We start from the raw sequence: 22,822 nt of genomic DNA on the forward strand, positions 1-22,822 counted from the left end.
GGTCATAGCGTGATTTCCTCCGTGTCGGCGCCCGCGGCCGAATGTTGTTCCGTCACCAGCTTGCGCTCCAGTTGCGCCATCACCTGGTCGATCAGCTCGTCCAGCGAGGAGCCGTCGATCAGGTGCGAGATCGCGACGGACACCCCCAGCGCGCGCTCAAGCGCGTTGCGCAGTTCCGCGCCGGTCAGCGAGTCCACGCCCAGATCCAGCAGCGAAGTCTGACGCGGCAAGGCGGCCGGGCTGGACAGCACCGCGCGCAATTCCGCGTCCAGATAGTCGGCGACCCGCGCGCGGCGCTCGCCGGCGGGACGGCCGCGCAGTTGGTCGAAAGACAGGGTCCGCGCATTCGCCGCCGGCGCGCGGCCGACCAGGCCTTCGATCAGCGGCGGCAGATCGGGCTGCGCCGCGATCCGCGCAAGATCGATCGCGGCCACCACCAGATGCGGCTCGCCGGTGAACGCCCGTTCCAGCGCGGCGAAGGCCTCGCCCTCGCTCAGCGGGTTCAGGCCGCCGGCGCGAATCCGTTCCGCCGTCTTCGCGTCGGCCGCGCCCATGCCGGCCGCCCACGATCCCCAGCCTATGGACAGCGCCGGCCGCGCGCGCAAGCGCCGCCGCTGCGCCAGCGCGTCGAGATAACCGTTGGCGGCGGCGTAGGCGGCCTGGCCGTGACGGCCGACCGCCGCGGAGATGGACGAATACAACAGGAAGAAGTCCAGCGGCTCGGCCTCGGTCAGCCGGTCCAGCAAGACCGCGCCGCCCACCTTGGCGCGCAGGGTCTCGGCGAAGGCCGCGGCGTCCAGCGCGTCCAGCGTCGCGTCGCGCACAATGCCCGCGCAGTGCGCGACGCCGCGTATCGGCCGGCCGGCCGCGGCGAGCGCCCCGCGCAAGGCGGCCTCGTCGGCGACGTCGGCGGCCGCCACGCGGACCTCGACGCCGTCGCCGCGCAGACGGGCGCAAGCGGCCTGCGCCGCCGCGCCGGCTTCGCCGCCGCGGCTGATCAACAGCAGATGGCGCGCGCCGCGCCCGGCCAGCCAGCGCGCGGTGGCGAGGCCCAAGGCGCCGGTGCCGCCGGTCACCACATAGACGGCGTCGCCGTCCAGCGCGGGGAGTGCGCCGGCCGCGCCGGCGCCGGCGCGCCGCAGCCGCGGCGCCAGCACGGTGGCGCCGCGCACCGCCAATTGCTCCTCGGCGGCGTCGTCGGCGAGCAAAGCCGCCAGCGCGTCGAAGGACGCCGGCGAACCGTCGATATCTATCGTGCCGCGCCAGCTCCGGCCCTGTTCCCGCCGCGCGACGCGCACGGCCGCGCTCAAGGCGGCGAGGACGGGATCGAGCTCCTCCGCCGGCCCGGTGGCCGCCCCGCCGCGCGTGACAACCGTGATCGGCGCCGCCGACGGCGTCGCGGCGCGCTCTCGCGCCAGCGCGCTCAACAAGGCGCCGCGCCGCGCGACGGCCGCCAGCGCGTCCTCGTCTCCGGCCGCGCGGTCGAAGGCGAGCACCAGGCCGGCGTCGCCCGCGCGGCGGATGGCGTCGATCTCGGCGGGCGCAATCGCGCAGCGCTCGCCGGCGGCTTCCAGCGCGCGCGCCACTTCCGCGCACAAGGCCGGATCGCCGGCGACGATGCGCTCGCCCGAGCGGCGCGCGCCGGCCGGGGCCGGCAGCGGCTGCCAGGCGATGCGGTACAGCGGCGACTCCGCCTGCGCCCGCCCTTCGTCCACCCAGTAAGGCTGGCGATCAAAAGCGTAGCTCGGCAGCCGCGCGACGCGGCGCCCGGCGCCGGCCGGCGTCGGCCAGTCGACCGGCAGGCCGGCCACATAGCGCCGCGCCAAGGCGTCCAGCCGCTCGGCCGGTTCGCGTCCCGCGTCCGCCGTCTCCGGCGACGCGTCGCGGCTGGGTGGCATCCCGCCGCACACGCCGCTGTGAACGGCGGCGTCCTCGCCGCGCGCGAAGCGGCTCAGCTCGCGCGCCATCTCTTCCGCGCTGGCTGCCGTCAGCGCGAGCCGATGCGGGAAATGCGAGCGCGCCGCCCGCGACGCGTGGCAGGCGGCCGCCCACGCCGCGGCGTCGAGCCCGGCCAGATGGGCGGCCAGCCGCGCCGCGTTGCCGCGCAGCGAGGCGTCGGATTTCGCGGAAACGACCAGCAATTGCGCGCCTTCGTCCGCGCCAGCCGCCGTTTCGCCGGCGGCCGCGCGCGGCGGCGCGAGCAGCACCGCGTGCGCATTGGTGCCGCTGAAGCCGAAGGAGCTGACCCCGGCAACGCAAGGCGCGCTGCCGGCGTCTATGCGTTCCGCGCCGAGCGCGAGGCGCAGCGGCAGCGTGTCCCAGTCGATGCCGCGGTTGGGCGTGCGCACATGCAGGGTGGCGGGCACCACGCCATGGCGCACCGTCAGCGCCGCCTTGATCAGCCCGGCTATCCCCGCCGCGCCTTCCAGATGGCCGAAATTGCTCTTGATCGAGCCCAGCAGCACGCGCTCCTCGCGGCCGCGGCCGGCAAACACGGAGGCCAGCGCCGCCGCCTCTATCGGGTCGCCCAGCGCGGTGCCGGTGCCGTGCGCCTCGATATAATTCACCTGCGCCGCGTCGATGCGCGCGGCGCGCAAGGCCGCCCGCACCAGCTCGCGCTGCGCGTGCTCGTTAGGCACCGTCAGGCCCGCGCTGCGGCCGTCGTGATTGACCGCCGAGCCGGCGATCAGCGCGTCTATGGTCCGCCCGGCGGCCTCGGCGTCGGCGAGCCGCTGCAGCACCACCACGCCGCAGCCCTCGCCGCGCACGAAACCGTCCGCGCCGTCGTCGAAGGAGCGGCAGCGGCCGCTGGGCGACAGCATGTGCGCCCGGCATTCGGCGGCGGTGGACAGCGGCGACAGCACCACATTGACGCCGCCGACGATGGCGATGTCGCACTCGCCGGCGCGCAGCGCGTTGCAAGCCAGGTGCACGGCGACCAGCGACGACGAGCACGCGGTGTCTATCGTCAGCGTCGGCCCGTGCAGGCCGAGCGCGTGCGACACGCGGCCCGCCAGCACGCTGGGCGCGTTGCCCGAGGCGGTGTAGAGGTCGACCTCCTCCGCCCGGCGGAAACGGTGCGCGTAGTCCTGATGCATGACGCCGGCGAACACCCCGGTGGCCGAGCCCTTCAGTTCCGCCGCCGTCATGCCGGCGCGCTCCACCGCTTCCCAAGCCACTTCAAGCAGCATGCGCTGCTGCGGATCCAGCATCGCCGCCTCGCGCGCCGAAATGCCGAAGAAGCCGGCGTCGAAGGAGGCGATGTCGTCCAAAAAGCTGCCGGTGCGGCAGTAGATGCGGCCGCTCGCGTCCGGATCGGCGTCGAAGTAGCGCTCGACGTCCCAACGCTCGGCCGGCACCTCGCTCACGCCGTCCGCGCCGTCGAGCAGCCGCTGCCACAGCGCCTCCGGCGAGTCGACGCCGGCGAAACGGCAGCCCATGCCGACCACGGCGATGGGCGCGTGCCGGCGCTGTTCGGCGCCGTCCAGTTCGCGCTGCAGGCGTTCGATCTCGCGCAGCGCGTTCCGCATCAGCGCGGTCGTGTCGATCTGGCTCATCGCGCGTCCTTTCTATTCAGTTCCTTCAGTTTCGCGGACAGCATTTCCACGATCTCCTCCTGCGACATCGCGGCGTCCGCCGGCGCGTCGGGCTCGGCGGTGGGCGCGGCGGGCGTCGCCTCCGCCTCGGCCATGCCGAACACCGTCCGCGCCAGATGGTCCGCCAAGGCGGCTATGGTCGGATTCGAGAAAATCACCGTGGTCGGTATCGCGCGGCCGAAACGCTTTTCCAGCAGCACGCGCAGATCGGTGATCAGCAAGGAGTCCAGGTCGTAGTCGAACAGCGAGCGCTCGGGGTCCAGCGAGGCCAGCGGCGTGCCGGTCACCAGCGCGGCGTCCTCGGCCAGCAGTTGGAACAGACGATGTCGTCTTTCCTCCGCCGGCAGCGCCAGCAGCTCGCTGACCGAGGAGGTGGAGCCCGCGCCCGGCTGGGCGGTGGCGATGCCGGCGAAGCGGCTGGCCGGCACATGCGGCGGCCATTGCTCGATCAAGCGCCCCCAATCGATGGGCAGCAGCACGAGGTGGGCCGGCAGGTCCGCCCCCAGCGCGATCTCGAAAGTGGCGCGGCCGCATTCGGCCTCGATCTGGCCGATGCCCAGCTGCGCGAGCCGCCGCTTGGCGTTGGCGCTGGAGCGGGCCAGCATGCCCACGTCCTGCCACGGCCCCCAGGCGATGGACAGCGCGGGCAAGCCTTGCGCGCGGCGGCGCGCGGCCAGCGCGTCTAGGTAGGCGTTGGCCATCGCGTAGGTCGATTGCCCCGGCGCGCCGAAGGCGGCGGCGGCGGAGGAAAACAGCACGAAGTGTTCCAGCGGGTAAGCCAGGGTGCGCTCATGCAGCAGCCAGGCGCCGCGGGCCTTGCCGGCCAGGGTGGCGGCCAGCGAGGCCGGCGTGACGTCGCCGACCAGGCAGTCCTCCACCACGCCCGCCAGATGGCAGACGCCGCGCAGCGGCGGCATGGTCGCGTCGATCTCGGCCAGCAGCGCGTCGACGTCCGCTTCCGCCGCCACGTCGGCCTGCCACACCTTCACCTCCACGCCGTCGCGACGCAGCGCGGCCAGCGCCGCCTCGGCCGCGGCGTCGGCCGGCCGGCGGCCGGTCAGCACCAAGGCGCGCGCGCCCAGCGCGGCCAGCCAGCCCGCGACGCGCAGGCCGAGTTCGCCCAGCCCGCCCGTGATCAGCCACGTGGCGTCCGCCGAGAGCGCGAGGTCCGCTCTGAGCGGCAGCGCGCGCTCGTCGAAGCGCGGCGCGGCGACCGCCTCGCCCTTGACCGCGACTTCGGTCTCGCGCTCGAAGTAATCCAGGCCGCGGCGGATCGCCCGCGCGTCGCCCGCGTGCAGCGCCAGCGTCTGCAGGTGCGGCGTTTCCATCGCCACCGCGCGCGACAGCGCCTGCAGCGGCGCCGAGGCCGGCGCGTCCGGCGCCAGCGCCAAGGCGATGCGGCAAGGCCGCTCGCGTCGCGCGGCCGTGGCGAACAGTTCCAGCGCCCCGGCGTAAACCGCCGGCGCCGGCGCGTCGCCGCGCGCCTCCAGCCCGCGGCAATCGACGATCAGGCCCGCCTTGTCGAAGGGAATATCGTTCACCGCCGCCACCACGACGGCCTCCTTGCCTTCGTCGCGCAGCATCGCCGCCAGCCCGGCCGCCGTATCCCCCGCTCCGCTCAGGATGGCGATGGTCGCCGGCAGCGCGGCGGCGTCCCCGCCCGCCGCGTCGCGCCATTCCACCGCATAGCCCTCGCGCAGCGGTTCGACGCGCAGCAATTCATTGCGGGTCACCTCGCGCGACTCCAGGCCGGTCATTTCGAGCAGCACCTTGCCGGCGTCGAACAGGCTGGCCTGCCCCCGCTCGGCCGACGCGTGACAGCGCATCCCGGCGCCGGTCCGCCCGTGCAGCGCCAGCCGCGCGATGCGCGTCGGCACAAAAGCCTTGCTGCCCTCGGGCCGCGCGGCGGCGGCCACCAGTTGCAGCACCGAATCCAGCACCCCGGGGTGCAGCAACCAGCCGGCGTCGTCGGCGTCGTCCCGCATATCGCAAGACGCGCCGCCGTCCCCGACCACGATGTCCGACAGACGCCGGAAGGTCGGCCCCATCACCACGCTGCGCGCGCGCAGCCAGCTATCCAGCAGCTCGGTGGAGATCGCTTCTCCGCGCACCGGCTCCGACGGCGCGGCGCCCGGCGCCTCGCCGGCGTCCACCCTGGCCGTCGCGTGGACGTCGGCGGACTCCAGCGTCAACACCGTGGCTTCGAAACCGTCGCCGTCGCGCACCAATTGCAGCTGGACCTTGCGCGCCGCGCCCGACGGAATCACCAGCGCGGCCGGGAAACACAGATCGCTCAGCACGCAGCCGTCCGAGCCGGTGAGCGCGCGCGCGCCGTCGGCCATCATCACCGCGAGCGCCGCGCCGGACACCACCACCTTGTCGTAAATCACGTGATCCTGCAGGAAGGGCAAGACGGCCACGCTCCATTCGGCGTCGAAGAAGGTCGCGCCCAAGGCCGGCGCGTCGGTGCGCCGTCCAAGGAAGGGCGTCGCGCCCGCCGCCAGGAAGCGCGGCGCGCGGTCTATCCAGTGACGCTGGCGCTGGAAGGGATAGGTCGGCAGCGCCACCCGGTTGCCGTCGCGGTAATGCTGGGACAGCTCCAGCGTCAGGCCCGCGGTCCACAGCCGCGCCAGCGCGTCCGGCGAGGCCGGATCGAGCGACGCCATGCCGGCAGCGCCCGCGCCCAGCGCCGTGTCGCCGAAGTCCAGCACCCATTCCGCGCCGGCCGCCTCCAGCGCCTCGGCGGCGTCCGCCGCGCCAGGCGCCGTGCCCGCGCCGGCCAGCTCCTCGCGCACCGCCTCCGCGCTGTCCAGCGGCAGGCCCGAGGCCGCGCTGATCCACAATAGCGACGGCGCGACGGCGCGCTCCGCGCGGCGCTGCCGCGCATCCTCAAGACTCAGCGCGCCCGCCGCGAAGGCCGCGGCGAACACCCCGCTCCCCGTCGCGCACACGCTGGCCGGCACGACGCCGCTCGCCTGCCACAGCTGCACGCGGGTCAATACCGCGTCCAGATCCTCGGCGCCGCCGAAGGCGAAGCTCAGCTCCGGCGCGCGCGCCGGCACTTCCGCCGCGATCGTCTCCGTGCTCGGCTCGCCGGCGGCGAAGGCGCGCAGCGCGGCGATCAAGGCCTCGCGGGATTCGGCGCGGAACGCCGCGCGCTGCTCCCAATGCCGCCGCCCCAGCGCCGCCGTCAGGCAAACGTCTTCTATCCTCAGTTCGGGATGACCGTCGAGAAAGTCCGCGTAGTCCGCGCACAACGCGGGCAAGGCCTCGCCGCGCGCCGACAACAGCAAGAGCGGCGCGACGTCCGGCGTGCGCGGCGCGCGCGGCGGCGCCGCTTCTATGATCACGTGGGCGTTGGTGCCGCCTATGCCGAAGGAGCTGACCCCGGCGCGCCGCTGCGGCGCGTCCCAAGGCGCGGTTTCCGTCGGCAGGTAGAAGCCGGCGTCGCCGCGCAGCGCGTCTATCGCGCGTTCCGCGCCGACGGCGGCCGGAATCCGCCCATGCTCCACCGCCAGCGCGGCCTTGATCAGCCCGCAAGCGCCCGCCGCCGCGTTCAGATGGCCGACGTTCGCCTTAAGCGTGCCCAGCGCGCAGCGCGCGTCGGCGCCGGAACGCTGGCCCAGGGCCGCGCCCAGCGCCGCCAGTTCCACCTCGTCGCCGATCGCCGTGCCGGTGCCGTGCGTCTCCACATAGCCTATCGACGCGCCGTCCACCTCGCTGAGCGCCAGCGCCTGGCGGATCACGTCCTGCTGCCCGCGCCCGCCGGGCGCGGTGAAGCCCACCTTGGCCGCGCCGTCGTTGTTGACCGCGCCGCCGCGAATCACCGCCATGATGGGGTCGCCGTCGGCCAGCGCGTCCTCCAGGCGGCGCAGCACCACCACGCCCGCGCCGTTGCCGAAGACGGTGCCGCTGCTGTCCGTGGTGAACGGACGGCAGGCGCCGTCCGCGGACAGAATGCTGCCCTCCTCGTACACATGGCCCTGCCGCTGCGGCAAGGCGACGCTGACGCCGCCCGCCACCGCGAAGTCGCACTGGAAGCTCAGCAGTCCCTGCATCGCCTGAACCACGGCGACAAGGGAAGTCGAGCACGCGGTCTGCAAGCTGATGGCCGGGCCGCCGAAATCGAGCCGGTAGGCGACCTGGGTGGCCAGATAGTCCTTGTCCACGCCCACCCATTGCTGCAGATAGCGGTTGGGCGACGCGCGGTCCAGCCGGTCGCGCACGTGGTCGACGAGATAATCGACGCTGGCCGAGCCGGCCCAGACGCCGACGCGCGCGCCGCGCGCCGCGCCGTGACCGGCGCGCTCCAGCGCCTCGTGCACGCATTCAAGGAAAATCCGCTGCTGCGGGTCCATCGCCGCCGCCTGCGACGGCGGAATGCCGAAATAGGCCGCGTCGAATTGATCGACGCCGTCCAGCGGACCGCCGGCGCCGACGAAGCCGGGCTGGGCCAGCACCGTTTCCGGCACGCCCTCGCGGCGCGCCGCGTCCGCGCCGAAGCGTTCAATCGCGACCCGGCCGTCGGCTATCATCGACCAGAACTGTTCCAGGGTGCTGACGCCGGGCAGGCGGCAGCTCGCGCCGATGATCGCTACGGCGTCTACGGGTGTTGCATCAGTCATTACAAAGCCTCCTTGCGTGCGCGTACGCGCTGTCGATAGGCGCGCGCGCCGTCGACGTCCATCATTGGGGAAAGGTCCGCCTCGCCCGTATCGGCGCGCTCGGCGAGCGCCCGTATCGTGGCCAGCGAAAAGAAATCGACCAGCGGGGGCACCGCGACGCCACGCGACGCCAGCAGCGCGCGCAGCCTCACGATGTGCATCGAGGTGGCGCCCGCGTCGAAGAAGCCCTGCCGCGGATCTATCTCGACGCCGACCACCTCGGCGAAGGCGGCTAGCATCGTGGCCTCCAGCGAAGCGTCGCGCCGCGCCGCCGCGGCCGGCGTCGCCGGCGCGGGAGCCGGGGCCGCCAGCTCGGCGAGACGCGCGCGGTCCACCTTGCCGTTCGCCGTCAGCGGCAAGGCGTCCAGCACCATCACGTGATGCGGCTGCATATAGGCGGGCAGATGCAGCACCAGCTGGGTGCGCACGGCCGCGACCACGTCGCCTTGATGATCCGGCAGCGCCACCACGTGCAGCTGGATCACCGTCGCGTCCTTGCGCCGGGCCACCGAGGCCACGGCGCGCGCCAGGCAGCCGGCGCGCATCGCGGCCGCCTCGATCTCGCCCAGCTCGATCCGATAGCCCTGCACCTTGACCTGCCCGTCCATCCGTCCCAGCAGTTCAAGCTCGCCGTCCGGCTGCCAGCGCGCGAGATCGCCGGTGCGGTAGAGCCGCCGGCCCTCGGCGTCGATGAAGAAGCGGCGCTCGGTTTCCGCCTCGTTGCCCAGATAGGCGAGCGCGAGTCCGCGGCCGCCCAGCAGCAATTCGCCCACCACGCCGTCCGGCCGCTCCCGGCCGTCGGGCGCGCGCACGAAGCATTGCTGGTTGGACAGCGGCCGGCCGTAGGGAATCGACGCCAGCACGGCGTCCTCGGGCGCGATCGGATGCACCACCGACCAGATCGACACCTCGGTCGCCCCGCCCAGACTGATCGGCCGCAGCGCCGGAAACGCGTCGCGCAGCCGCCCGGCCAGGCCGGGCGCGATCCAGTCGCCGCTCATCAGCGCCAGGCGCAGATGCGGCGAACGCGGCGCGGACACTTCCAGCATCAGTTCCAGCACCGCCGGCACGGAATTCCAGATGGTGACCCCGCCGTCGCTGAGCGCCTGAGCCATCGCGTCCGGATCGCGCGAGCGGGCCGGGAACACCACCTCGCCGCCGACCGCGAGCAGGCCGAAGATGTCGTAGACCGACAAATCAAAGGCCAGCGAAGACACGCACAACGCGCGATCGGCCGGGCCGACCGCGAAGCGTTGGTTGATGTCGTCTATGGTGTTCGCCGCGGCCTCGTGCGCGATCAGCACGCCCTTCGGCCGCCCGGTGGAACCTGAGGTGAAGATCACATAGGCCGCGTCGCCGGCCTCGAGGTCCGCGGCCGGACCCGCGTCGCCGCGCGGCAGCGGCTGGTCCAGACGCAGCGCGGGCACCGGCAGCGCCGGGCCTGCCGCGCTCAGCAGCGCGAGACGGGCGCCGGCCTCGCCGAGCAGTTCTTCCATGCGCGCGGCCGGCCAAGACGGCTCTATCGGCAGATAGACCGCGCCCGCCATCACAATGCCCAGCAGCGCCGCCACCGCGCGCGGCCCCGGCGCGACAATGGCCGCCACCACCTCGCCGCGCGCCACGCCGCTTTGCCGCAGCGCGCCGGCGATGTCTTCCGCCTCGCGCAGCAGCGCGCCGTAGCTCAGCGTCGTCTCGCCCTGCCTGACCGCCACCGCCTCCGGCGCGATCCGCGCCTGTTGGACGATGGGGGTTTCCAGCCTGCGCGGCGCGCGCTCCGCCGCGGTGGCGTTGACCGCCGCGCGCCGCGCCGCCTGCTGCGGCGCGAGCCGGGCCAGCGTCGGCCGCTCCACGGCCGCGGCGTCCGTCGCCATCGTTTCCAGCGCGCCGAGGAAGACCTCGAACATCGCGTCCACCATGCCGTCGGGGAACAGCTGCGCGACGGACTCCCACATCAGCACCAGCCTGTCGCCGCGCCGTCCCAGGATGGCGTGCAGCGACACCTGGGGCGTGGGATTGGCCATGTCGACCACGCGGCCGACGCCGTCCAGCAGGGCCAGATCGTCCGCCGGGTCGCCGGACAGCAGGCTGGTCAGCACCACCGGCATCAGCACGGGCGCGCCGTTGCGCCGGCTCAGCTCGCGCAGAATCGACACGCCGGAGCACCAGGGCGCGTCCAGATCGGCCCACACTTGCCGCTGCACCGCTTGGGCGAAGGCGGCGAACGAGGGGTGACGCTCGCTCAGCGACAGCAAGGTGTTGCTGGTGTAATCGCCTATCGCCAGCCCCGCCTGCTCCGCCCGCGTGTTGCAAGTCACGTTGAGCGTGAAGGCGTGAGCCGCCGTCCACAGCCGCAGCGTGTCGGCGAAGGCGGCGATGCACAGCGAAGTCAGCGTGACCCCGAGCGCCTGCGCCCGCGCCGTCAGCGCCGCGGACATGGCGGCGGGCAGCTCCCGGCGGCGGTTGGCGAAGCGCGGCTCGGCCACCTCGGCCAGCGCCATCTTCATCGGCAACTCCGGCGCCGGCGCGATGGCTTCGACCCGGCGCAGCCAGGCCTCGCGCTGCGCCTCGGTCGCCGCCGGCGGCGTCATCGGCGTGATGCATTGCGCGGGGGCCTCGTCGGCCGCGTCGCGCGCCAGCTCGGCCATCAGTTGCAGGAAGCTGCGCAGATCGCCGGCCAGCAGGCTGAGCCGCAGGTGCAGGATAGCCGTGCTCTCGGTCAGACGGGAGACGACGGCGAGCACGGGCGGGCCGTCGCGCTCGGCCAGGCTCTCGCGCGTCGCCTCCAGCCGTTCCGCCGCCTCCGCCGCGTCCAGCCCGCGCAAATCCTGCGGCGGCAGCAAGGGGTCGTAGGCCAGCGCGTCGAACGCGCCGCGCCCGTCCGCGCCCACCGTCATCCGCAAGGACGGGTGGCGGGCGACCAGCCGCGCGAGGCGCCGGCCCAGTTCCGGCGCGCGCGCGGCGTCTATCTCGAAATCCACGCGGATGTGCGGGCACACGCTGCCCAGCGGCACCCCGCCCTGCTGGCCTATCCAGTAAGCCTGCTGCATCTCGGACAGTTCGAACGCCTCCCCCGCCGCATAGCGGCGAGCCGCGGCCGGCGCCGCGGCGTCCAGGCGCGGGGCGTCGACGATTTCGCGCCGCAGTTGCCGGGCGGAGAGCGCGAACAGCGCCGCGAACGACAATTCCACGCCATGACGCGCGCGCGCGGCGGCGGCAAGCCGCGCGGCCGACAGCGAATCCAGCCCCAGATCGATCAGCCTGGCGTCGGGCGACGCGGCCGCGCCGGGCACGAAGCGCGCGATCTCGGCCAGAATCGCGTCGTCGGCCGCCTCGGCCGCGTCGTCGGCGACGATGCGCAGTTCGCCGCGCAGCAGCGCGTCGCGGGTGGCGCCGCGCCGGGTCTTGCCGCTGGAGGTGCGCAGGATGCTGCCGCGCCACAGCAGCGCGATGCGCGCCGGCGCCACGCCGTGCTCCCGCGCCAGCGCCGCGCGAATCACCGGCAGGATGTCACGGGCCTCCGCCTCCCCGCAGCCGCCGCGCACCTCGGCGCCGATCAGAATCCCTTCGCCGTCCTCGCCGTCGACGGCGGCGGCGAAGGCGCGCCCCTTCCGAATCGACGGATGGCAGGCCGACACGGTGTCTTCCAGATCGTGGCTGTAGACATTCCGGCCGCCGACGATGATCAAATCCTTCAAGCGGCTGGTGACGAACAGATCGCCCTCGTGCAGAAAGCCCAGATCGCCGGTTCTCAGCCATGCGCTGTCGCCGTCGGCCAGCCGCGCGCCGAAGATCTCGCGCGACTCCTCCGGGCGGCGCCAATAACTGTCGGCGACCGTGCTCCCGGTCACCCATATTTCGCCGACGGCGTCCGGCGCGCACGGCGCGCGCGTGTCCGGGTCCACGATGCGGACGCGCGTATCGATCAGGCTGACGCCGCAGGCCGCCAATTCGACGCCGTCCGTCTGCGGCGACACGCGGCCGCGCGCCAGCGCCTCCCGCGCGAAGCGCACGCCGCGCGTGCCCTCGCCGCAACGGCCGGCGGTCACCTTCAAGGTCGCCTCGGCCAGGCCGTAACCCGGCACCACCACCGAAGAACGCAGCCCAAACGGCGCGAAGGCCGCCTCGAAGCGGCGCACCGTGTCGCAGCGCACCGGCTCCGCGCCGTTCAGCGCATAACGCAAGGACGACAAATCGGTGCCCGGCGCGAGATCGCCCGCGCGGTCCGCGCACAAGGCGTAGGCGAAATTCGGCGCGGCGGTGTGGGTGCCGCGCCGCGCGGCTATCGCGCGCAGCCAGGACATGGGCTGGGCGACGAATTTCTCCGGCGCCATCAGATAGGCGGGAAAGCCGCATTGCAAGGGGGTGAGAATGCCGTACACCAGGCCCATGTCGTGGAAGTACGGCAGCCAGCTGATCATCGCGCTGTCCGCGTCGTGCATCGCGCCGCGGTCAAGATCGTCTATCGTCGCCCACAGCCCGGTTTGCGTGACCACCACGCCCTGCGGCGTGCGCGTCGAACCCGAGGTGTACTGCAGCAGCGCCGGACTGGCGTCCTTCGCCGCGCGCAAAAAGGGCGCGGCGCGCTCGGCCTCGTCGGTGCGCATCCAGCGCAGGCCCGGCAAGGCGTCCCGCGCCTCCGCGCTCAGCGCGATGGCGGCACCGCAGTCCTGGGCGATCGCCGCCATCGTGTCGCGGCCGTGACGCGGCGCCACCGGCACCGGGATCACGCCGGCCAGGCAGCAGCCGAAGAAGGCCGGAAGGAAATCGAGCGGTTCCTGATAGACCAGCATCACGCGCTCGCCGGCCTCGGTCGCTTGCGCCAGGCGCGCGGCGATGCCGGACGCGCGTTCGCACAGCGCCGCATAGCTTAGCGCGAGCGCTTTCTCCGGATCGGCCGACGCGTAGGCGAGACGCTCGGGGCTCGCCTCCGCCCGCCACAGCAACTGCCGGGCGATGCTAGGCGCTTCGCGATGCGGAAAAGCTTGATGAGGTCCGAACTTGTCGGCGGCGGGCGTCCGCCGAGATGCGACATCGGATGAGGAATACATTGCATGACCTCCATGTATCGACAACTGCTCCGGGTATGCCGGGCGCGCGCCCATCGAATCCACCCATATGGCATGGCTCGAGTCGTCGCGTCGCCCTAATCGGGCCGGCTTGCGCCGTCGCCCTGTCACGCGCTCAGTCGCGACGAATGCCGCGACGATCGCGAGAACCTTAAATACAGGCCGGGCCGTAGCCCGCCCCATTCAAGAAGCAGCCATGCTGTTTTTGATATATTCCGCCCTATCGAAACCGTTTCTTCGACAGGTTGGCGAGGATCATCCCTTCGTTTTCACGTAAGGATGCGTGACGCGTGCGCGGCGGTTTGCCTAAGCAGCGTTTGAATCAAGAGAATAGAATTGCCAATGTGTCTCATGCGCCGTAATCGGACTTTCTTTTGAGATGATTCGATATCATTTCAGCGATCAAACCATTGCGAATCAGCATTGCTTTACGCTTTGCATTCCTATTTCCCCGTGTCGTCCAAAACCAGGAAAACGCAATGAATATTGACGCTCAAATTGTTTTCGTATAGATTTATTTGATCGCGTTAATTCTAAAAATCCCGCACGGGAAGAATTAAGCGTCAGCACTATACTGAAAGACCTCTAGGAAAAGCATCCCCCGAACTGCCAGTTACAACTTCAGCCGATTTACGGCTTATATTTTTTGAAACACGAATTTTCGCGGCAATATCAAAGATTTAAGCGCCGCGAACTGGCCTATAAAAAGAGCGCCGAGGCCGATCAATTAAATCTCAATCGACCTGACAATTACGGCATAAACGACCGGCAATTGTTCAATTAATTGATCCAATACCGGAAAATCTTTTATTAAAGAAAATAAATATAAGGATGACGTTCGGTAACGAAACATCCGGCGCAGGCAGCATTGTCATAATGTTCGGATATCAACCAATGCTTATGACATATTAAATTTTCTTAATAATGCGACCGGGCGGACAGGCGGAAGGATAGAGGGGGAAAGCGAACCGGGGCCGGATGGCGGGAAGAGAGTGTGAAGCGCCGCCTCAAGGACGAGGCGGCGCGGTTCCGCTTAAGGCGCGGACTGCGCGGAGACCTGGAGCGGCGGCTTACTCCGCGGCGGCAGTGTCCCGCAGCAAGGCCGCCAGTCTGGCGATGCCGATCTCGATCCGCTCCGGCGAGGCATGGCTGAAATTCAGGCGCAGATAGCCCAGGTTCTGTTCCGGCTCGGGGAAGAAGGCCTCGCCCGGCATAAAGGCGACGTTCTGCTTCAAGGCCAGCGGCAGCAAGGCGCGGGTATCTCTCGTCCGCTTCAGCTTGAGCCAGAAAAACAGCCCGCCCCGCGGCAACTGCCAATCGGCCAGATCGCCGAAATGCCGCTGCAGCGAATCCTGCATCGCGTCGCGGCCGGCGCGATACACCTCGCGCAAGTCCAACATCCGTTGCTCATGGCCGGGGTCGCTCAGCTGGCGGGCGATGAACCACTGCGCCGGGCGGTTGGTGTGCAGATCGGTCGCCTGCTTCAGCCGCATCAGATAGGGATACAGCTCCGGCGAGGCGATCAGGAAGCCGACGCGCAGCCCAGGTGCCAGGGTTTTGGAAAAGGAGCCGGAGTAAATCCACGGCGCGCGCTTCAAATGGCTGACCAGCGGCGCCGGCGCTTCGCCGTCGTAGCTGAGCGCGCGATAAGGATCGTCCTCGATCAAGGGCACGCCGGCGGCGTCGATGACGGCCGCCAGCGCCTGCCGGTCTTCGGCGCTGTAACAGCTGCCCGCCGGATTTTGAAAGCTGGGAATCAGATAAGAGCAGCGCGCCTGAGACTCGCTCAAGGCGGCGGCCAGCGCCTGCGGCTCCAGCCTGCCTTCCCGTTGCGCCACTGCGTGAACGCGGGCGCCGAACAACTTGAAAGCCTGCAAGGCCGCCAGATAGGTCGGCCCTTCGGTCACCACCGGCGTGCCGGGATCGATGAACAGCTTGGCGCATAAATCGATGCTCTGCTGCGAGCCGGACAGCACCAACACCTGCTCCGCCTCGCAAGCGATGCCCATGCGCCGCGCCTGCTCCGCGATCAAGCCGCGCAATTCCGGCTCGCCTTCGCTGGCGCCGTATTGCGCCAGGCCCGCCGGCATATCGGTGAAATCGAGCTGCGGCAAGCATTGGCCGGCCGGCAGGCCGCCGGCGAAGGAAATCATCTGCGGCTGTTGCGCCGCCGCCAGGATTTCCCGGATCAGCGATCCGCTGAGCCGTTCGATGCGCTCAGAAAACATGGTACTCTGCATAAGCTTGTCCGCAACTTTCTTACTAATGTCAATAATATTGACTCAATCTACCGACCACAGCAGGTTCCGTCAACATGGCTGACCTATCTCCGTCCGACGACATGCGCGCCGCCATGGAAGCCTTCTTCCATGCCTACAAGGCTTTCACCGATAAACCGGATGAAATGCTGGCCAAACGCGGCCTGGCGCGCGTGCACCACCGCATCCTGTTCTTCGTCGCCCGCTACCCCGGCCTGTCGGTCAAGGACCTGCTGGCCGCGCTGGGCGTGACCAAGCAGGCCATCAATATGCCGCTGCGCCAACTGCTGGAAATGGCGCTGGTGCAAAGCGTGGCCGCGCAGCACGACAAACGGGTCAAACAGCTGACGCTGACTTCGGAGGGACGCAAGCTGGAGGAAGCCCTGCACCGCGAGCAGCTGAAACTGCTGCAGACGGCGTTTGAGCAGACGGGGAAGCCGGCCACCGCCGGCTGGATGCAGATCAACCGCAGCCTGGCCTCGCACTCGCGCCCCGACGACGCGCCCTCGCGCGGCAAAGCTTGACCCTGTAGCCGCTTCATGGTTTGCAATGCGCTGGCGAGGTCCGTCCATCGCATTTTCCCGACCTACCGCGCCAGTCCGGCGCGCCGAGGAGCACGCCATGAATTGTCCCAGTTGCCAAGTCACCCTGCTGATGGGCGAACGTTTGTCCGTCGCCATCGATTACTGTCCGCAATGCCGCGGCGTCTGGCTGGCGCCCGGCCAGCTGGAACGCCTGCTGCAAACCCAGGCTCCGGCGGCCCCCGCCGCCGCTTACGCGCCGTCTGCGCACGGTCGCGGCCATGACGACGAACACCGTCGGGACAGCCGCCACGGAGGCCATCACGGCGGCAAGCATGGCTGGCTGCGCAAGCTGCTGGACTGATCCGCCCCCGGATACAAAAACGGCCCGGACTCATGTCCGGGCCGTCTTGCCCTGCTCTTGCTCAAAGGTTCAGTCTATGCGTTCGTAACGCACTTCCAGCACCTCGATGTCTTCGTCGCCGTCCGGCCCGCGAAACAGCACTGAATCGCCCTCGCGCGCCTTCAACAGCGTCCGCGCGATAGGCGAGATCCAGCTGATGCGGCCGCGCGCCAGATCAATCTCGTCCACGCCGACGATGCGCAGCAATTGCTCGCTGCCGTCGCCGCGCTCTATCAACACGGTGGCGGAGAAGAACACCTGATCGGTCGCTTCCCGGGTTTCCGGGTCCACCACCTCGGCGATTTCCAAGCGCTTGGTCAGAAAACGGATGCGGCGATCGATCTCACGCAAGCGGCGCTTGCCGTACAGATAGTCGCCGTTCTCGGAGCGGTCGCCGTTGCTGGCCGCCCAGTTCACGACCTGCACCATTTCCGGCCGCTCGCGGTTGACCAGATGATAAAGCTCGTCCTTCAGCCGCTGCCAGCCGCCGGGCGTAATGTAGTTCTTGGTGGAAGCGGGCAGACGCCGCTCAACCGGAAGATCCTCTTCCGCCTCGTCGTTTTCCCTGGTAAACGCTTTGCTCATCTTCGTCCATCCATCCATGAAAAACGCCAGCCTCAACGGCCGGCGGCGGGTTCCAACAAGGCCAGGCAATGCGGCAGCAGCCCCTTGGGCTTCAGCTTGATCCGCTGCAACTGCTCGCGATCCAGCCATTCCAGCGCGTAATGATTGTCCGGCCCCATCTTGGCCAGCTCCGGCCCGCCCAGCCTGAGCTCACCGGCGTGGCTGGCCGCCAGAAACACGTGTTCGACCCTGTCCTTGGCGTCCAGCACGCACAGGCTGCCGCCCAGACGGACGTTGAGCCCGGTTTCCTCGCGCGTCTCGCGCACGCAGGCGATGGCCGCCGTCTCGCGCCGCTTGATGCCGCCGCCCGGCAACACATAATAGTCCTTGCCGGGTTTGAGGCGATGCATCAGCAGGATGCGCCCGCCGTCGACGATGGCGATGGAAGCGCGCTCGCGTTTGCCGCTCGCAAGCGGAGCCGGCGCGACCGGCGCCTCGCCGCGCAAGCGCGTCCAGGCGCGGGCGGCCAGGCCCCACAATAGGGCGCGCACGCTCAGCGGTGCGCCTTGGCCGAAGCCTTCTTGACCGGAGGCGCTTTCTTGCCGCCGGTAACGGTCAGATTGGACCACTTCATCACCGCGGCCACTTCAGCGGAGTTCAGTTCGTAGAACTGACCGCGCTTCAAGCGCGGAGGCAGGCCGATATTGCCGAAGCGCACGCGGATCAGCCGGCTGACGGTCAGGCCGAAGTGCTCGAACATGCGGCGCACTTCGCGGTTGCGGCCTTCCTTGATCACCACGTTGAACCATTGATTGGCCGCCTCTTCCGGGCCGCCTTTCTGGAAGATGCGGTCAAAGCGCGCGTCGCCGTCTTCCAGCTCCACGCCGGCCACCATCTGCTTCATGATTTCCGGCGTCAGTTCGCCCAGCACCCGCACCGAGTACTCGCGCTCCACTTCGAAGCTGGGGTGCATCATGCGGTTGGCCAGTTCGCCGCTGGTGGTGATCAGCAGCAGGCCCGAGGTATTGACGTCCAGGCGGCCTATCGCCACCCAGCGGCTGGATTTGGCCTGCGGCAGGCGGTCGAACACGGTGACGCGGCCTTCCGGATCGTCGCGGCTGACGATTTCGCCTTCTTCCTTGTGATACATGATCACGCGCGGCAGGCGGTCCGGCCATTTCAGTTTGATCTGGTCGCCTTTGACCATCACGCGGTCGCGCGGGCCGACGCGGTCGCCCAGGCTGGCTTTCTTGCCGTTGACCGTGACCTGGCCGGCCTCGATCCACTCTTCCATTTCACGGCGCGAGCCGACGCCGGACGCCGCCAGCGCTTTTTGCAGCCGCACCGGCTCGATGTCGTCCAGGTCCACGCGGACTTCGCGCAGGCGCTTGGCCTTGTCCTTGATGTCCTGATTGGGGCTGCGCAAGCGCAGCTTCTTGGCCTTCTGCACCAATTGCGGCCTGCCGCCCTCCGGCTTGCCCTGACGCGGCTGAGCGCCGCCCTTGCCCGCGGCCGGCTGACCCGCCGGCGCGGCGGCGTTCTTGTTGCCGAAACGGCGCTCGTGATCCAGGGCCACGTTGCCGTTGACGTCGCCGTTGCTGTCGCGCTGGTAGGTCGGCTTGTTGCGGCCTTGCGCCTGCTGCATCTGCTGCTGTTCCTGCTCGCGGCGGCTCAGCTTGAACAGCGGCGTGCCTTCGTGCATCAGCGGGTTGCCGTAGGCGTCGCGCGCGGCGCGGCCGTTCTGCGGCGCGCGGCCCTTGCCGCCGTTGGCGCGGGCTTGGCCTTGCCGGGCGTTGGCCTCGGCCGGCTGGCCGTTGCGGTTCTTGATCATGCCGCCCTGGGTCTTGCCGCGCGGCTGAACGCCGCCGGTGCCCGGCTGGCGCGCTTGGGATGTTTCGCGACCTTTGACACGCGCCACCGGCTGGCGGGCGTGATTGCGTTGTCCTTTAGACATATGTGCTTTGCTCTTTCCGTGCGAGCAACCGGCAGAATGTCGATGTTATTCTGCGATGGGCTCGAAATTATCCGCCTCATCGTCGAGGGGGATGTCGTCTGTGGCCGCTGCCGGGCCTTGATCCCTAGGCATCGCCTCGGGCACTACCAGGCTTCCCAGCTCCGCCAACGGCGGCAGATCCTTGAGCGAGACAAAGCCCAGATCGTCCAGGAATTTTCGGGTAGTGGCATACAAGCCCGGCCTGCCGGGTACGTCCTTGTGGCCGATGACTTCGATCCAGCCGCGTTCCAGCAGAGTCTGCATCACGCCGGTGGACACCGATACGCCGCGTATCGCTTCGATATCGCCACGGGTCACAGGTTGTTTGTAGGCGATGATCGCCAAGGTTTCCATTACCGCGCGCGAGTATCGCGGCGGCTTTTCCGGGTTCAAGCGGTTCAAGTATGGCGTGAACTCCGCTCGGGCGCGAAAGCGCCATCCCGACGCCAATTTGACCAGTTCAACGCCCTTGCCCCTCCAGTCGCTCTGGATATCGTCAAGGATGTCGTTGATCAGCGCGGCTTTCACCTCTTCGGTGAACAGCTTTTTGAGCATGGCAACCGACAGAGGTTCCTGCGCGGTCAGTAACGCCGTCTCCAGCACGATCTTCAGATATTTTAGGTCGGTGATGGTGGACATTGAGCCGTGAAGCCGAAACACGTTTGCGCAGGAAACCGGACATTCTACATGAACTCTCCGTCCGGAGCTAAATTAATCCTTCCGCCATGTCGTCCCAGGCCGCCAGCGCGGTCAGGCTGTAACGTCGGAACGCCCGCCCGCCGTGCTCCATCGTTTCCAGCAACTGGCCGCCGCAGGCCTCCACCGTGCGCACCGCCGCCGGCCGGTCCGCCGGACAGACCAGCACCCAGTTGCCGTGCGCCGGCTTCTCGCCCAGCGTCTGCACGTATTGCAGCAGCACCCGGCCGTAGCCGTGGCCGCGCCAGGCCGGCAGCACTTCGAAGGCGATGTGGCCGATGCGCTCCACGATCAGCGCGCTGTCGGCCAAGCGCTGGCGGATCGCGCCTATGATCTCGGTGCGGCCGTTGATCAGGAACCAGGTGCGGCACGGCACCCAGCCCTCGGGCAGCGCCCGCCCTTCGGCGTGTTCCAGCAATTGCCCAAGCCAGGCGTCGGGGTCCGCGCCGGCGCGGCGGTAATAGTCCAGCCCTTCCTCGTGGCAGGCCTGAAAAAAAGGCCGATAGGCTGGCAGATGTTTCTGGTCGGCCGCTTCGATGTGCATGGCATGCTCTCGCAATGGATACCTGTATCCTAATCGCTGCCGCGCCAACATCAAGTGCAAATCGGCGCGCGCCCGCCTCAGACCAGCGCAATCCTGACATAAATGGGCTGGTACGGCGCCTCCTGGCTGACCTTGACCATCCCCTCCTTCACCAGTTCCAGCACCGCGATGAAGTTGACCACCAGATGGGCGACGCCCTTGTCCGCGTCGAACAGCTCTTCGAAAGGCACGTACTCGCGGCAGTCCAGATAGCGCAGAATCCAGCTCATCTGCTCGCGCACCGACAGTTCGTCCTTCTCCACCTTGTGGTGGCGATGGTGGCGCGCGCGCGACAGAATCGCCATCCACGCCTGGCGCAGATCCACCGGGCTGACGTCGGGCAGCCGCTGCTCGGCGGACTGCTCGATCAAGACCGCCAGCCAGGCGAAGTCGCGGTCGGCCTGCGGCAGCTTGTCCAGCTCCAGCCCCGCCAGCTTCATCTGCTCGTATTCCAGCAGGCGGCGCACCAGCTCGGCCCGCGGATCGTCCGGCTCGCCCTCCTCGTCCAGCTGCGGCCTGGGCAGCAGCAAGCGCGACTTGATCTCGATCAGCAGCGCCGCCATCAGCAGGTATTCGGCGGCCAGTTCCAGACGCCCGTCGCGCATCGCGTCGATATAGGCCATGTACTGGACGGTGATGTCCGCCATCGGGATGTTCAGCACGTCCAGATTCTGTTTGCGGATCAGATAAAGCAGCAGGTCCAGCGGGCCTTCGAAGCTGTCCAGAATCACTTGCAACGCGTCCGGCGGGATGAACAAATCCTGCGGCACTTCCAGCACCGGCTGGCCGAACACGTGCGCGATCGGCACGCTGGGCGGCAATTCCGGCGCGGTCAGCTGAAAATCGTCGGCCGAAGATCCGGCCTCGGGAAGGGGGGCGTTGCTCATGGCGGCAAGGATACCAGCACTGGCAGGCTGCGTGGCGGAACTTGTCCGCCGCCGGGCCCGCCGCTCAAACGGCCGCGTCGGCGGGCAGCAGCTCGTCTATCTTGATTTCCACGAATTGATAATGCGCGGTCTGCTGCAATAAGCGCAGCGCGCGCACCCGGCACTCGCCGTCTGCGCCGCGCAGATGAAACGGCCGCATGGCCTGATACAGGCGGCCCGGCAACACCAGGATGCCGGAATGGCGGAAATGGCGCTCGGCCTGCATGCGCAGCGCCGGCTCGAAACCGCCGGCCGCGTGGCTGGTGACGGCGGCGACTTCGACCGCCTGCGGCCGCTTGCCGATGAACTCTATCCCGCACTCGGTCTGCATGTCCTCGCCGCCGAAGCTGACCCAGCGCACTAGGCCCAGCTGCCAGCCGAAGCCCCGGCGGCGCAGCATCACCACCTCGCCGGCGCGCAAGGGCTGCCGCAAGGATTCGCCCTGCAGCAACAGGCCGGAAGCGCTGAGATTGCTGATCTGCAAGCGGCAGGGCTCCAGTTCGCCGTCGGCCGGCTCGCCGGCGGCCAGCCGCCAGCAGCGCGGCAGCAGGCTGACCAGCTCTACGGTTTCGACGCTGAGCCGGCGCAGCCGGACATGGCGCCGGCGCGGCGGCGCGCCCCACTCCTGACGCAGACGCGCCAGCAGCCAGGCTTCGTGGCCGTCGTCCAGGCCCTGTCGCTGGCGCTGACGGCCCAATTCGTCCAGGCGCTCCAGCAAGCGGCCGGCGTCCAGCCGCCACCACACGCCGTCGCCGTCCAGGTCCAGTTCGGCGCAGAAGCGCGCCGGCCGGTCGGCGTCGGCGCGGAAGGCCAGCGCGCCGTCCTCGCCCAGCGGCTGATCCAGCTGCTCCACGCGCAGCAGGCCGGCGTGCTGCTCCAGCCATTGCAGCAGCAGGGCGATCTTGGCCGCCTCCAGCCGGTTGCTGGCGGTCATGCCCAACAACATCAGCCGGCGGTAGCTGAGCCCCGGCGCCGCCGCGCCGCCCTGCGCCTGCCGGCCCTCCCAGCCCTGGGCCAGTGCGTAGGCGTACAGGCGGTGGCAATCGCGCCAGAAGCCCTTGTGCAGCGGCGCGTAGCTGCGCGCGTGCAGCGCCAGCAAATCGTAGCCGCTGGCCAGCGCCAGTTGCAGAGCCTCCAGCCGCGGGCGCGAGCTGGAAAAACGGCCGGTCTCCTGCGCGCTGAACGTCTGGGCCAGCAGCTTGCACTGCTCATGCCATTGCCGCAGCACATGGCGGGCCGACTGCAAGGCCGCGCGCGCCTCCGGGGTGCAGGACAGATCCTGCCGCGCCGCGCCGCGCTCCAGCCGCGCCGCCAGCGCGGCCAACGGCGCTCTCAACGCCTGCAGCAGTTGCAGGCGTTCCGCCGGCGCCAAGGCCGAACGCTGCCATTGCGCCAGCCACTGGCCGGCCTTGTCCGCGGCGAGGGCGGCCGGCTGCGCCGCCAGCGCCTCCAGTTGCGCCTGGACCGCCTTGAGGTCCAGTGCCAGCCAAGGGCCATCCGGCAAGGCGTGAATCAGCGACAGTTCCATCATGACCAGGTCATAGCGAGAGAG

Annotated in this window: 13 protein-coding genes; 2 read left to right on the top strand and 11 right to left on the bottom strand. The window is 69.6% G+C overall.

Features of this window, described 5'->3' with window-relative positions:
- Window positions 1–2: 2 nt before the first annotated feature.
- The 4 genes from JC616_RS17015 to JC616_RS17030 all read right to left on the bottom strand — a co-directional run bounded on the left by JC616_RS17015 (window position 3) and on the right by JC616_RS17030 (window position 15,554).
- Window positions 3–3,557 carry a type I polyketide synthase gene (locus JC616_RS17015; protein WP_227104400.1) on the bottom strand — a complete coding sequence of 1,185 codons (3,555 nt, stop codon included), beginning with the start codon at window positions 3,555–3,557 and terminating at the stop codon, window positions 3–5.
- Complete coding sequence (locus tag JC616_RS17020) at window positions 3,554–8,221, bottom strand: SDR family NAD(P)-dependent oxidoreductase (protein WP_227104402.1); 4,668 nt, start codon at window positions 8,219–8,221, stop codon at window positions 3,554–3,556. Before JC616_RS17020 ends, JC616_RS17015 begins: the two co-directional genes overlap by 4 nt.
- Window positions 8,221–13,308, bottom strand: a complete 5,088-nt coding sequence (locus JC616_RS17025) for a non-ribosomal peptide synthetase (RefSeq protein WP_227104405.1) — start codon at window positions 13,306–13,308, stop codon at window positions 8,221–8,223. Before JC616_RS17025 ends, JC616_RS17020 begins: the two co-directional genes overlap by 1 nt.
- 1,088 nt (window positions 13,309–14,396) lie before the next feature.
- Complete coding sequence (locus JC616_RS17030; RefSeq protein WP_227104407.1) at window positions 14,397–15,554, bottom strand: aminotransferase-like domain-containing protein; 1,158 nt, start codon at window positions 15,552–15,554, stop codon at window positions 14,397–14,399.
- Window positions 15,555–15,640: 86 nt separating this feature from the next.
- On the opposite strand from JC616_RS17030, the gene JC616_RS17035 reads away from it, so the two are divergent.
- The gene (locus tag JC616_RS17035) at window positions 15,641–16,108 is read left to right on the top strand and encodes a MarR family winged helix-turn-helix transcriptional regulator (RefSeq protein ID WP_199225819.1); all 468 of its coding nucleotides are present in this window, start codon (window positions 15,641–15,643) and stop codon (window positions 16,106–16,108) included.
- A gap of 97 nt (window positions 16,109–16,205) precedes the next feature.
- Window positions 16,206–16,469, top strand: coding sequence for a TFIIB-type zinc ribbon-containing protein (locus JC616_RS17040; RefSeq protein ID WP_107798532.1), 264 nt, complete (start codon window positions 16,206–16,208; stop codon window positions 16,467–16,469).
- 69 nt (window positions 16,470–16,538) lie between these two features.
- Here JC616_RS17040 and greB read toward each other — a convergent pair whose 3' ends face one another.
- The 7 genes from greB to JC616_RS17075 form a co-directional block, all read right to left on the bottom strand.
- A complete protein-coding gene (gene greB / locus JC616_RS17045; protein WP_107798531.1) occupies window positions 16,539–17,093 on the bottom strand; it encodes a transcription elongation factor GreB in 555 nt (184 codons plus the stop codon).
- A 32-nt stretch (window positions 17,094–17,125) separates the two neighbouring features.
- Window positions 17,126–17,623: an NUDIX domain-containing protein gene (locus JC616_RS17050; protein ID WP_227104409.1), complete on the bottom strand. Its 498-nt coding sequence runs from the start codon at window positions 17,621–17,623 to the stop codon at window positions 17,126–17,128.
- 2 nt (window positions 17,624–17,625) lie between these two features.
- Complete coding sequence (locus JC616_RS17055; protein WP_371926296.1) at window positions 17,626–18,717, bottom strand: pseudouridine synthase; 1,092 nt, start codon at window positions 18,715–18,717, stop codon at window positions 17,626–17,628.
- Between the two features lie 354 nt (window positions 18,718–19,071).
- A complete protein-coding gene (gene scpB, locus JC616_RS17060; RefSeq protein ID WP_107798528.1) occupies window positions 19,072–19,704 on the bottom strand; it encodes an SMC-Scp complex subunit ScpB in 633 nt (210 codons plus the stop codon).
- 67 nt (window positions 19,705–19,771) lie between these two features.
- Entirely contained in the window at window positions 19,772–20,305 is a 534-nt protein-coding gene (locus tag JC616_RS17065) for a GNAT family N-acetyltransferase (RefSeq protein ID WP_107798527.1), read from the bottom strand.
- Between the two features lie 77 nt (window positions 20,306–20,382).
- Window positions 20,383–21,231, bottom strand: a complete 849-nt coding sequence (locus JC616_RS17070; protein ID WP_227104411.1) for a segregation and condensation protein A — start codon at window positions 21,229–21,231, stop codon at window positions 20,383–20,385.
- Between the two features lie 64 nt (window positions 21,232–21,295).
- On the bottom strand, window positions 21,296–22,801 hold the full coding sequence (locus tag JC616_RS17075; RefSeq protein ID WP_227104413.1) for a hypothetical protein: 1,506 nt from the start codon (window positions 22,799–22,801) through the stop codon (window positions 21,296–21,298).
- Window positions 22,802–22,822 lie beyond the last annotated feature (21 nt).

Origin of the sequence: Chromobacterium rhizoryzae, from assembly GCF_020544465.1 — a bacterium.
Taxonomy (GTDB): Bacteria; Pseudomonadota; Gammaproteobacteria; order Burkholderiales; family Chromobacteriaceae; genus Chromobacterium.